Raw genomic sequence first — 11713 nt, forward strand, 5'->3', positions numbered from 1 at the left:
GTCCTAGTCGTGGCGACGCGGCGTCACAAGCGCCGCGCCCATGGCTTTGCGCCTGGCGAAAAGCGCGGGGTTGCGCAGGTCCGCCTCGGGGCGGATGATGCCGCAAACTGCCCAAAGGTGCCCCATGTCCCTGATCGACGCCGCCCGCCGCGTGCGAGAGGCCGCTTATGCCCCTTATTCCGGCTTCAAGGTCGGTGCGGCGGTGCGCGGCGCCTCGGGCGCGATCTATGCCGGCTGCAACGTCGAGAACGTGGCCTATCCCGAGGGCACCTGTGCCGAGGCCGGCGCCATCGCCGCCATGGTCGCGGCGGGCGAGACCGAGATCACCGAGGTCTGCGTCATCGCCGGCAGCGCCCGCCCGACGCCTCCCTGCGGCGGCTGCCGCCAGAAGCTGGCCGAGTTCGCCCGCGGGGAAACGCCCGTCCTGCTTGCGACGGTGGACGGCGAGACCCTGGCGACGACCGTGGCCGAACTGCTGCCCGGCCGCTTCGAGGTTGGCCACATGGGTTGAAGGCGGACAAAGACGGACGGGGTGCGAACTGATCTTGCTGCATCTTCCTGCCTGTCGATTCGGCTCCTGCCCCATGGTCATCGCATGAAATTCCTTCCAAAGACTGAACCGACCCTGAACTCCGGACCTCCGATGACCCAGTTTCCGAACCTCACGATCGTCGATCACCCGCTGGTGCAGCACAAGCTGACGATCATGCGGAAGCACACGACCTCGACCAACAGCTTCCGCCGCCTTCTGCGCGAGATCAGCCTGCTTCTGGCCTATGAGGTCACGCGCGATCTGGAGCTGACCACGATCCGCATCCAGACGCCTCAGTGCGAGATGGACGCGCCGGTGCTGGAAGGAAAGAAGCTTGCGCTGATCTCGATCCTGCGGGCGGGCAACGGCCTGCTGGACGGGATCCTGGAACTGATCCCGGCGGCGCGGGTGGGCTTCCTCGGGCTTTACCGCGACCCGGACACGCTGCAGCCGGTGCAATATTACGCCAAGGTGCCCAACGACCTGGATGCCCGCATGGTCATCGTCGTGGACCCGATGCTGGCCACGGGAAACAGCGCGGTCGCGGCGATCGACCTTCTCAAGGCCGGCGGCGCGCGCAACATCTGTTTCCTCTGTCTTCTGGCCGCGCCCGAAGGCGTTGCGCGGATGCAGGAATCCCATCCGGACGTGGCCGTCTACACCGCCTCGCTGGACGAGAAGCTGGACGAGCATGGCTATATCGTGCCGGGCTTGGGGGATGCGGGCGACCGGATGTTCGGCACGAAGTGAGCTTGCGTTAACCGGGACTTAGTGCCCGGCCCTGTAGACCCGACCCCGGAAAGAACCGAATCGAAGGGGCCGGCGATGGGGATCTCGGGGTTTTCGCTGCTGCTGGCGGCCGTGGCCGCTCTTGCCGCACTGGCGAGCGTGACAGTCCCAACAGAGGCCGGCCAGCCGGGCGAAGGGATGCGCCGCCTCGAGGTTCCGGCCAGCGAGCTGTCTCCGGCGCTGCAGCCGGCAGAAACGCCGCCACCCGACTTCACCGCGGGCCAGTACATCGATTCGGCGGGCTGCGTCTTCGTCCGCACCGATGGGGGGTGGCGCGGACGCATCGACCGTGACGGCGCAGCGGTCTGCGGCTATCCGCCCACGCTGTCTGCCCGACACACCGGTCCGGACAGCGAACCGGCACTGTTTCCTGAGCCCGAACTGCCGCGCGCTGCCCGCATCGAGCGCGAGCTGACGCAGGTCATCATCCCCAACCTTCAGGCTGCTGAACTGGCCGAAGGCAGCCCCTCGCGCGAGACCAGGAAGGAGTCGGGCAACCCGGACCCTGACGCGCTGGGCATTCCGCAGGTACCTCAAGGCAAGGCGCCCCCCGATCCGCTGCAGATTGGTGCGACAATCACGCAGGCGCCGGCGATTTCCCGAGAGATGGCGGGTCCGGGGCGCATCGACAGGCTTTGCGCGCTGATCGGCGGCGACGCATCGGCGCAGGATGGCGCCAGCCTGGGTCTTTGCGGGGGCGCGACCTCGCTTGCCTCGCTGGCCCGTGTCTCGTCTGGACACAAGGAAAACAGCAAGGCGGGCAGAACTGCTGCGAAGGCCGGTGGAACAAAGGGCGTCTCACCGAACGCGGGGGCGAAGAGGCGGAAGGCCAAGGTCGCGGCCAGCGAGGGCTTCGGGGCAAGCCGGGCTGGCGCGTCCGCGAAGGCTCTGCCGCCGGACGACATCCGGATGATCCCGCCGGGCGCGCGCTTCGTTCAGGTCGGATCGTTCCGCGAGGCAGGACAGGCGCAAGCGGCCGCGGCTAGGCTTGCCCGGATGGGCGTGCCGGTGCTCCGAGGGACAGAGGGCAAGGCCGAGTTGGTCATGGTGGGCCCGCTCGACGGCCGGGAGGCGATCGTGCGGATGATCGAGAAGCTGCGCCGCGCAGGCTACCCCGACCTCCGCGCCCGCAGATAGGTCGAGCAGGAGGTCGGCCGACAACATGGCGGGCTAGGGCCTGCAAGAGCCGCAGTCTCACCCTCGCCTCACGTCTGATCTGTTTCCCTGTGGGGGGCTGAGCCCGAAGATGTTGGAGTTCAGGCTCTTGTGCTTGGAGATTCTCTCAAGCCACGGTGCTGGCAGCACCAGTAAGGGTCGAGCCGCTGGAGCGGACCTGAGGCGATGGCACAAGACTCTGATAGCGACAGACGCCATGCCATCGTCGCGGGAACGCGTCGGCGGCACGCAAGGGTTCTCAGCGCGCGCAGATCTGCTGCAACTGCACCCACTCGCCTTCGGACATCAGCGGCTCGGGCGGATCGGCGGCGCGGAAGGGGTCGGCCTCGATCAGGGCAAGGACCGTTTCGCCGCTGGGGTCGAGCGAGCGGGCATAGGGCGCGCTGGGCACGCCTGCCTCGCGCATCCGGTCCAGCAGCGCGTCATCGGCGGGGCGCGGGGCAGGGCGCAGCAGCAAGGCCGTTCCCTGACCAGCGACGGCACGGGCTTTCAGTTCCCCCGAGGTCAGCATCGACACAGCGGCGGGCAGCCCCGCCTTCTGCAGAACCTCAAGCAGCGGGTCCGACTGTGCTGCGGCTAGATCGGCCGCAAGCACATGGCCCGCCGCCACCTGCGGGCCCGGCTCGCCCGCGATCATGTCATCGCCGATCACCACGATGCGGCCGGGCAGGGGACGCGCGCCCCGCATCGTCGCGGGCAGCACCACGATCCGGCCGTCAGGCCCCAGCAGGCGCGCCGACAGCCGGTCCAGCACGGCCGCCCCCGAGGCACGGTCGCAGGGGGCGCCGGTCGCCTGCCGCATGTCGGCCAGAATCGAGAGCCCGACAGCCGTCCTCTGCGCAGGCGGCGCGATCCGCGCAGCATGGGCGATCACCGCATCGGGAAGCCAGATCGCACCGGCAATCACTGCGGTGCCCACCACCGTCCAGACCAGCGCGCCGCGCAAGCGGCCGGGATGGGGGCGGCTGGCAGCAATGGCGGAATGGACGCGCTCGATCGCCTGGACCATCAGCGTGTCGTCAATCTCAACCACCTCGTCCTGCTCTGCGTCCCCGGGCGCGAAGATTGCGGGCATCTGGCCGGGGTTCAGGCGGGTCACGGCAGGCAGGGACCAGTGGGACAGCGGTTCCTCGGAGCGGGGGTCGCGCAGGATCAGCGTGGCATCGCCGAAGGACACGATGACGTCGCGCAACCGCTCGGAAGGGTGGGGCCGCCACACGCCGGTCGCCTCGAGCCGCTGGAACTGCGTCAGTGCCGTCACGATCGCGGAAGCCCTTCCGTGTGGTTGCGCCAGCCTTGCCCGGGACAAGGCGACCGCCCCGGCTTCTCGGCAAGAATGTGCCGATTCATCGCACTACGTCCAGACCCGCCGCGACAAAGGACCATGAAGGGCGGAAGCGGTCAGTGGACAGCCTTCACCATTGCGGGAAACGCAGCGGTTGTCGCCCGGGCGGACGGACGAACATCATGCGAGGCAGGGATGGGCTGGGCGAGAGTTTACTCACCAATTCGAGAAAAACGCTCAGAGGCGATCCGGGCATCTTCACCGCATTTCCTTCAGGCAGTGCGGACCCTGGCCACTGTCTTGCCGGCAACAAGCGCGATGAAGCGTCCCACTTTCGTCAGGACCTTGCGCGCCCGCTCGGGGGCAGAAGATAAGGGGCAGACCAGCGCCCAAGGTGCCCTGAGCGGGAGCGGTCGGGGCCATCGCGGAATGTACCTATTCGATTGCCCGGAGCGTCAGCGTGTCGTGCATCAGATCATCCCGTCCTGCTCGGCATGGCGAGGGGCGAAGATCGCGGACACCTGCTCAAGGTTCAGCCGCGTGACAGCAGAAACCAGTCGAGCAGCAGATGCCCGGGAAGTGCAAAACCTGCAGTCGCTCCTCAGGCCGCGCCGATCTCGATGCCGCGTTCGCTGGCCAAGCGGCGCATCCGCTCTTGCAGCTTCTCGAAGGCGCGGACCTCGATCTGGCGGATGCGCTCGCGCGAGACGCCATAGCGTTCGGACAGCGCCTCGAGCGTGACGGGATCGTCGCGCAAGCGGCGCTCGGTCAGGATGTCGCGCTCGCGCTCGTTCAGCACATCCATCGCGGCGGCCAGCATCGAGCGGCGGGTGTCGAGTTCGTCCTCTTCGGCATACTGGCTAGCCTGGTCGGCGTTCGTGTCCTCCAGCCAGTCCTGCCATTGCGCGGTCGACTCGCCCTCGCCCGACCCCACGGTCGCATTCAGGGATGCGTCGCCGCCCGAAAGGCGGCGGTTCATCTCGATCACTTCCTGCTCGGTTACGTTCAGGTCATTGGCGATCTGGCGCACGTTTTCCGGCCGCAGGTCGCCTTCCTCCAGCGCGCCCAGCTTGGCCTTGGCCTTGCGCAGGTTGAAGAACAGCTTCTTCTGGGCCGAGGTGGTGCCCATCTTCACCAGGCTCCAGGACCGCAGGATGTATTCCTGGATCGAGGCGCGGATCCACCACATCGCATAGGTGGCCAGCCGGAAGCCCTTTTCGGGGTCGAAGCGCTTGACGGCCTGCATCAGCCCGACGTTGGCCTCGGAAATCACCTCGGCCTGGGGCAGGCCATAGCCGCGATAGCCCATGGCGATCTTGGCGGCGAGCCGCAGGTGCGAGGTCACCAGCTTGTGCGCGGCCTCGGCGTCCTGATGATCGACCCAGGCCTTGGCGAGCATGTATTCCTCTTCCGGTTCCAGCAGGGGGAACTTGCGGATCTCCTGCAGGTAGCGGTTGAGGCCCTGCTCGGGGCTGGGCGCGGGAAGCTTGTCGAAATTTGCCATTGTCCTTTCCTGTGCAGCGACTCTGGCGGGGTTATTCAGCGAACGTCGCGTCAACCGCCGGGGTTCCCCGCAGGGCCGCCAGCAGGGCCTGCATATCGGCGGGTAATTCACTATCAAATGCAAGCCAGCGCCCATCGACCGGATGGGCAAAGCCCAGGTGCGCCGCGTGCAGCGCCTGGCGCGGGAAGGCGGCGACGGCCTCTGCCGCATCCCCCAGCGCACGGGCCGAGGCACGGCGCGCGCCGCCATAGACCGGGTCCCCGATCAGCCCCAGCCCGCAATGGGCCAGATGCACGCGGATCTGGTGGGTGCGCCCGGTTTCCAGCCGGCATTCGACCAGCATCGCGGCGGGAGGCATGCCGAAGGTTTCCAGCATGGTCGCGCGGGTGACGGCACGGCGGCCCTGCTTGAGGCTGACGGCCTGCCGCTGGCGGTCGGTCGGGTGGCGGCCCAGCAGGGTGGCGATCTTCAGCACGTTGCCCGGCTCGAAGCTGACGCCCGGCAGGCCGCGCAGGCGCGGGTCGACCGGGTCGATGGTTCCGTGCGCCAGCGCCAGATAGCGGCGGGCGGCCGAGTGGTCCTCGAACTGTCGGGCCAGCGCCTGATGCGCCAGGTCCGTCTTGGCGACGACCAGCAGGCCCGAGGTGTCCTTGTCGATCCGGTGGACGATCCCTGGCCGCGCCGCGCCGCCGATCCCCGACAGGCTGCCTGCGCAATGGGCCAGAAGCGCGTTCACCAGCGTCCGCGAGGGCGAGCCGGGGGCGGGATGGACGACCATGCCCGCAGGCTTGTCAATGACGATCAGGCTGTCATCCTCGTGAACCACGTTCAGCGGGATGTTCTCGGGGCGGGCGTCGATCGGTTCGGGTTCGCCAAGCGTGACGACATAGTCGCCGGGCAGGGCGCGGGCCTTGCCATCGGTGACGGGGCCGTTCGGGCCACGGATCGCACCCGCGGCGATCAGCCTGGCGATGCGCGAGCGGGACAGGGCCGCAGAGTCTGGCGCGGCTTCGGCCAGCGCCTTATCAAGCCGCGAGGCGTCGGCCGCAGCGAGGTCGGCCGGAAGGGTCAGGATGAGGTCGGGCATGGCGCGGGATGATAGGGCAGGGAAGCCGGATGCGGAAGTGCCCGAACTCGCCTGGCTGCGCCGGCTGGTGACGGGGCTGGCCGTGGTGATGGGCCTGGGGATGGTGGCAGTGGCCGCCATCCTGTGGCTCAGGCTGGCGCAACCGCCGCTGCCGGAACTGCCGCCCGGGCTGGCGCTGCCCGAGGGGACGGGCGCCGCCGCGGTCACCTTCGCCCGCGACTGGACCGTGGTGGTCACGGACGCGGGCGAGGTTTTGCTTTACGATCGCTCGGGCGCGTTGAAGCAGAGGGTTCTGCCGGGGCAGTAAGCGCCCCTCGCAGGGGCGGGTCAGGTCACGCCTTGTTGCCGGCGTCCATGTCGGTCGTGGGCGCCTCGGCCTCGCTGGCGCCGGCTTGCCCGCCGGTGTCGCCCAGGTCGGGAGGGGTCATGTCCGTGGCGGGCGCCTCCGCCTCGGTGACATGGGGAGTGTCCGATCCGCTGTCATTGCCCTGGGTCCGGCCCGACTGCGCCCCGCCAGTCATCGCCGCGATCATTGCGCGCAGCTCGGCATTCTCGCTGCGGGCCTTGATCGCCATCTCGCGCACGACCTCGAATTCCTCGCGGGTGACCAGGTTGCGCTCGGCCAGCCAGCGGTCCACCCAGCCCTTCATGGCCGTTTCCGCCTCGCTTTTCGCGCCCTGAGCGACGCCCATCGCATTGGTCATCAGCCGGGACATGTCGTCGAAAAAGCGGCTGGGGCCGCTGCCGTGGGTAGTCATCGCGCAATCCTTTCGCAAAGCGTGTGGGTCTATATGGCGAGCGCGCGGCCCCCCTTCAATGCGCTGCGGTTGACACCCCCGCCCCGCGCGGCCAAGCAACCGCAGGACGCGCGAGGCCCCCATGATCCCTTTTCCCGAGATTTCCCCCGACATCTTCAGCATCACGGTCGCGGGTCGCGAGTTCGCCCTGCGCTGGTATGCGATGGCTTATCTGGTCGGGCTGCTGCTGGGCTGGCGGATCATCGTGGCGCTGATGCGTCGCCCGCGCTTGTGGGGTGGAGCCGCGCCCATGCCCCCCGAGAAGGTCGAGGAGCTGCTGACCTGGGTCGTGGTGGGCGTGATCCTGGGCGGACGGCTGGGCTTCGTGCTGTTCTACGAGCCTGCATATTATCTGTCGAACCCCGGCCAGATCATCAAGGTCTGGCAGGGCGGCATGTCCTTCCACGGCGGCTTCCTGGGCGTGGTGCTGGCCGCCTGGGCCTATGCCCGCCGGAACGGCATCGCCCCCCTGCGGCTCGCCGACGCGCTGGCGATCGCGGCGCCCGTGGGCCTGTTCCTGGGCCGCATCGCAAACTTCATCAACGCCGAGCTTTGGGGCCGTCCCACGACCGCGCCCTGGGGCGTGATCTTCCCCGGCGAGGCCGCGCAGGACTGCCCCGGCGTCGAGGGCCTGTGTGCCCGCCACCCCAGCCAGCTTTACGAGGCGGGGCTTGAAGGGCTGCTGCTTGGGTTGGTCCTGCTGCTGCTGGTCCGTCGCGGCGCGTTGGCACGTCCGGGCCTTGCGCTGGGCGTGTTCTTGGCGGGCTACGGCCTTGCCCGCTTCGTGGTCGAGTTCTTCCGACAGGCCGACGCGCAATTCGTGGCCCCGGACAACCCTTGGGGCCATGTCCTCGGAGGCCCGGTCTGGGGGATCACCATGGGCCAGCTTCTGTCCCTGCCGATGATCGCGGTGGGGCTTGCCTTTGCGCTTTGGGCGCTGCGGCGATGACTCCGCTGGGCCGCATCATCGCCGCGCGGATCGCGACCGAGGGGCCGATGCGGCTGGACGACTACATGCGGCTGTGCCTGATGCATCCTGCGCACGGCTATTATTCCACCCGCGATCCCTTCGGCACCCGTGGGGATTTCACCACCGCGCCCGAAATCAGCCAGATGTTCGGAGAGTTGGTGGGTCTTGCGCTGGCGCAGGCCTGGCTGGATCAGGGGGCGCCTGCGCCCTTCACACTGGCCGAGCTTGGACCGGGCCGGGGGACGCTGATGGCCGACCTGATGCGCGCCACGCGCCGCGTGCCGGGCTTTCACCAGGCCGCACGGGTGACGCTGGTCGAAACCTCGCCCCACCTGCGGCAGGTCCAGCGCGAAAGGCTGGGCGAGATCACGCATCTCTCCTCGGTCACCGAACTGCCCGAGGCCCCGATGTTTCTGATCGCCAACGAGTTCTTCGACGCCCTGCCGATCCGCCAGGTGCAGCGCGTGGCGGGCGGATGGGCCGAGCGGATGGTGACGCTGGACGCCGAAGGCGGCCTGGCGCTGGCGCTGGCGGCTCCCGTGGCCCTGTCGCGCGAGGCGCCCGAGGGCGAGATATGGGAGATCTGCGCCGAGGCTGCGGCGATCATGGAAGCCGTCGCCGCCCGCATCGCGGCGCATGGGGGCGCGGCCATCGCCATCGATTACGGCACCTGGAACGGCAAGGGGGACAGCCTGCAGGCGCTGCGCCGCCATGCGCCCGACGGCATCCTGAGCCATCCGGGCGAGGCCGACCTGACCGCCCATGTGGACTTCGCGCCCCTCGCAGGGGCCGCGATCCGTGCCGGCGCTGCCGTCTCGGCGCCCGAACGGCAGGGGGACTGGCTGCGGGCGCTGGGGATCGAGACCCGGGCCGCGCGGCTGGCCTGGGCGGGCGACGAAGGCGCGCAGGCCGCGCTTCATCGCTTGACCGACCCGGCGCAGATGGGGCACCTCTTCAAGGCAATGGCCGTCTGGCCGTCCAAGCTTCCGCCGCCGCCGGGCTTCCGGCCGCTGCCTCTTGCCGCCCAGCCCGTTGCGAGCGCCGGGCTGTCCGACCTCGCCCCTCGTCCCGAAGCAGACCCGCCGGCCCGATGACACTCGAAATCCTGACCCACCCCGCCCTTCACCCTCTCAAGCACGGGTTCTTCACCCGCAAGGGCGGCGCGTCCTCGGGACTGTTCGCCGGGCTGAACTGCGGTCGCGGCTCGTCGGACCAGAAGGAGATCGTGGCGATCAACCGCGCCCGCGTCGCGGCGGCGCTGGGTCTTCCGCCCGAGCGGCTGGCGACTGTGAACCAGACACATTCCGACAAGGTGGTGACCCTGACCGGGTCCGAGGACCTCGACGCCGTCGCCCGGACCGAGGCCGACGCCATCGTCACAACCGTTCCCGGCCTTGCCATCGCCGTGCTGACCGCCGACTGCCAGCCGATCCTCTTTGCCGACCCAGACGCGGGCGTGATCGCCGCGGCCCATGCGGGCTGGCGCGGGGCGCTGGACGGCATCCTGCAGGCCACCGTCGGCGCCATGCGTGACGCGGGCGCGCGCGACATCCGCGCCGTCATCGGCCCCTGCATCAGCCAGCGCGCCTATGAGGTCAGCGAGGACTTCATGGACCGCTTCCTGATCGAGGACGAGGGTTACGCCCGCTTCTTCTCGGGCGGGCCGAACGGGCGGCCGATGTTCGACCTGCCGGGTTTCGGGCTGGCGACCCTGCGCGAGCTTGGCGTCGACGCCGAATGGATCGGCCACTGCACCTATTCCGACGCCGCGCGCTTCTTCAGCTATCGCCGGGCCACGCACGAAGGCGCGGCCGATTACGGGCGGCTGATCTCGGCCATCACGCTCTAGCGGCCCTCGACCAGCTCGAAGGGGACGCCCGGCTCGTCCTTGGCGCAGCGGATGACAAGGCTTGTCTTGACGCTGGCCACGTTGTCGGCGGCCGTCAGCTCATCCGTCAGGAAGCGCTGGAAGGTGGACAGGTCGGGGCCCACGCATTTCAGGATGAAGTCGATCTCGCCGTTCAGCATGTGGCATTCGCGGACCAGTGCCCAGCCGCGGGCGCGGTTCTCGAAGGCGGTCAGGTCGCGCTCGGACTGGCTGTGCAGGCGGACCATGGCGAAGACCTGCACCTCGAAGCCAAGACTGCGGGGGTCCACGTCGGCATGATAGCCGCGGATGAAGCCCTGTTCTTCCAGCGTACGGACGCGGCGCAGGCAGGGAGGGGCCGAGATGCCCACGCGCCGGGCCAGCTCGACGTTCGTCATCCGGCCGTCGGCTTGCAACTCGGCCAGAATGCGTCTGTCGATGTCGTCCAGCCGGGCGCCTGCCATGTCTTCTCCGATGCTTGAAAACAGACGGTTCCTTATCCGTCGGCGGGTTGATCCGCAACATTGTTTCGCCATCTGACCTTTGCGCCGTTGCGGAAGACCAGCGTGGCGGCAAGGTTGAACCGCGGCCTCCGCGGGATTAACTCGGGCGCAAATCATCCATGAGGCCACCCGTGACCGAGACCGCCGCTTCCGTGCCGACCCACCACCGGCTTGTCATCATCGGCTCGGGGCCCGCCGGTTACACCGCCGCCGTCTATGCCGCCCGCGCCATGCTGGTGCCGCTGCTGATCCAGGGCATCCAGCCGGGCGGGCAGCTGACCATCACCACCGAGGTCGAGAACTGGCCCGGCGACACCCAGGTCCAGGGCCCCGACCTGATGGTGCGGATGGAAAGCCACGCCCGCGAGATGGGCGCGCGGATCGTGTCGGACACCGTGACCCGGCTGGACCTGTCGCAGCGCCCCTTTGTGCTGGAATGCGACAGCGGTGCCCGGCTGACGGCCGACGCGCTGATCCTGGCCACCGGGGCGCAGGCGCGCTGGCTGGGGCTGGACAGCGAAAGCCGCTATCAGGGCTTCGGCGTCAGCGCCTGCGCCACCTGCGACGGCTTCTTCTATCGCGGGCGCGAGGTGATCGTCGTCGGCGGCGGCAACACCGCCGTCGAGGAGGCGCTGTTCCTGACCAACTTCGCCAGCAAGGTCACCTTGGTCCACCGCCGCGACAGCCTGCGGGCCGAGCGCGTGCTGCAGGACCGCCTGTTCCGCCATCCCAAGGTCGAGGTCATCTGGAACCACGAGGTCGCCGAGATCACCGGCACCGACCAGCCGCTGGGCGTGACCGGGGCGGTGCTGCGCTCGACCAGGGACGGAAGCACCCGGACGGTTGCGGCCGACGGTGTCTTCATCGCCATCGGCCATTCGCCCGCCTCCGAACTGGTCAAGGGCCAGCTGGATCTGCGCGACGGCGGCTATGTCAGGGTCGAGCCGGGCTCGACCCGCACCTCGGTCCCCGGCGTCTTCGCGGCGGGCGACCTGACGGACGATACCTACCGCCAGGCGATCACCAGCGCGGGGATGGGCTGCATGGCCGCGCTGGATGCCGAGCACTGGCTGGCCGCCCAGGGACTGGCCGAGGGTGGGGCGACGCCCGCCAGCGTCACGGACGTTGCCCGCGAGACCGAGGTCGCAGGCTGATCCGAGCCATGCGCCGGGCGAAAGGCTGCCCGGCGCAAACCCCCAGGTT

13 protein-coding genes and 1 pseudogene are annotated in these 11713 nt (G+C 69.1%); 8 read left to right on the top strand and 6 right to left on the bottom strand.

Annotation, left to right across the window (positions count from 1 at the left end; genetic code table 11):
- Positions 1–3: 3 nt before the first annotated feature.
- On the bottom strand, positions 4–126 hold the full coding sequence (locus ACFFII_RS10740; RefSeq protein ID WP_377698884.1) for a hypothetical protein: 123 nt from the start codon (positions 124–126) through the stop codon (positions 4–6).
- Between ACFFII_RS10740 and ACFFII_RS10745 the strand changes: the two genes are divergently transcribed.
- The 3 genes from ACFFII_RS10745 (at position 125) to ACFFII_RS10755 (ending at position 2458) form a co-directional block, all read left to right on the top strand.
- The gene (locus tag ACFFII_RS10745; RefSeq protein WP_167649973.1) at positions 125–511 is read left to right on the top strand and encodes a cytidine deaminase; all 387 of its coding nucleotides are present in this window, start codon (positions 125–127) and stop codon (positions 509–511) included. The two genes, ACFFII_RS10740 and ACFFII_RS10745, sit on opposite strands and share 2 nt — an antisense overlap.
- A gap of 132 nt (positions 512–643) precedes the next feature.
- On the top strand, positions 644–1282 hold the full coding sequence (gene upp, locus ACFFII_RS10750) for a uracil phosphoribosyltransferase (RefSeq protein WP_377698885.1): 639 nt from the start codon (positions 644–646) through the stop codon (positions 1280–1282).
- A gap of 75 nt (positions 1283–1357) precedes the next feature.
- The gene (locus ACFFII_RS10755) at positions 1358–2458 is read left to right on the top strand and encodes an SPOR domain-containing protein (RefSeq protein WP_377698886.1); all 1101 of its coding nucleotides are present in this window, start codon (positions 1358–1360) and stop codon (positions 2456–2458) included.
- Positions 2459–2735: 277 nt separating this feature from the next.
- Here the strand turns inward: ACFFII_RS10755 and ACFFII_RS10760 are convergent, their stop codons facing one another.
- From ACFFII_RS10760 to ACFFII_RS10770, 3 genes are all read right to left on the bottom strand, one after another.
- Positions 2736–3758: a hypothetical protein gene (locus tag ACFFII_RS10760; RefSeq protein WP_377698887.1), complete on the bottom strand. Its 1023-nt coding sequence runs from the start codon at positions 3756–3758 to the stop codon at positions 2736–2738.
- A 625-nt stretch (positions 3759–4383) separates the two neighbouring features.
- The gene (rpoH, locus tag ACFFII_RS10765; RefSeq protein ID WP_090755581.1) at positions 4384–5286 is read right to left on the bottom strand and encodes an RNA polymerase sigma factor RpoH; all 903 of its coding nucleotides are present in this window, start codon (positions 5284–5286) and stop codon (positions 4384–4386) included.
- Positions 5287–5317: 31 nt separating this feature from the next.
- Entirely contained in the window at positions 5318–6373 is a 1056-nt protein-coding gene (locus ACFFII_RS10770) for an RluA family pseudouridine synthase (protein ID WP_377698888.1), read from the bottom strand.
- Here ACFFII_RS10770 and ACFFII_RS10775 point away from each other — a divergent pair.
- Positions 6372–6680, top strand: coding sequence for a DUF6476 family protein (locus ACFFII_RS10775; RefSeq protein WP_377698889.1), 309 nt, complete (start codon positions 6372–6374; stop codon positions 6678–6680). The genes ACFFII_RS10770 and ACFFII_RS10775 overlap by 2 nt on opposite strands.
- 211 nt (positions 6681–6891) lie before the next feature.
- Here ACFFII_RS10775 and ACFFII_RS10780 read toward each other — a convergent pair.
- Positions 6892–7131: pseudogene (locus ACFFII_RS10780) on the bottom strand (accessory factor UbiK family protein); the annotation flags it as partial.
- Positions 7132–7252: 121 nt separating this feature from the next.
- Between ACFFII_RS10780 and lgt the strand changes: the two are divergent.
- The 3 genes from lgt to pgeF are packed head-to-tail and all read left to right on the top strand — an operon-like array spanning position 7253 to position 9989.
- Positions 7253–8119, top strand: a complete 867-nt coding sequence (gene lgt / locus ACFFII_RS10785) for a prolipoprotein diacylglyceryl transferase (protein ID WP_377698890.1) — start codon at positions 7253–7255, stop codon at positions 8117–8119.
- Entirely contained in the window at positions 8116–9234 is a 1119-nt protein-coding gene (locus tag ACFFII_RS10790) for a class I SAM-dependent methyltransferase (RefSeq protein WP_377698891.1), read from the top strand. Before lgt ends, ACFFII_RS10790 begins: the two co-directional genes overlap by 4 nt.
- Positions 9231–9989, top strand: coding sequence for a peptidoglycan editing factor PgeF (pgeF, locus tag ACFFII_RS10795; RefSeq protein WP_377698892.1), 759 nt, complete (start codon positions 9231–9233; stop codon positions 9987–9989). The genes ACFFII_RS10790 and pgeF overlap by 4 nt, the downstream gene beginning before the upstream one ends.
- On the opposite strand, the gene ACFFII_RS10800 is transcribed toward pgeF, so the two are convergent.
- A complete protein-coding gene (locus tag ACFFII_RS10800; protein WP_377698893.1) occupies positions 9986–10471 on the bottom strand; it encodes an Lrp/AsnC family transcriptional regulator in 486 nt (161 codons plus the stop codon). The genes pgeF and ACFFII_RS10800 overlap by 4 nt on opposite strands.
- Before the next feature lie 170 nt (positions 10472–10641).
- Between ACFFII_RS10800 and trxB the strand changes: the two genes are divergently transcribed.
- Positions 10642–11664 carry a thioredoxin-disulfide reductase gene (trxB, locus tag ACFFII_RS10805; RefSeq protein WP_377698894.1) on the top strand — a complete coding sequence of 341 codons (1023 nt, stop codon included), beginning with the start codon at positions 10642–10644 and terminating at the stop codon, positions 11662–11664.
- Positions 11665–11713 lie beyond the last annotated feature (49 nt).

This window comes from Paracoccus niistensis (assembly GCF_042432925.1).
In the GTDB taxonomy this organism is placed as follows: Bacteria; Pseudomonadota; Alphaproteobacteria; order Rhodobacterales; family Rhodobacteraceae; genus Paracoccus; species Paracoccus niistensis.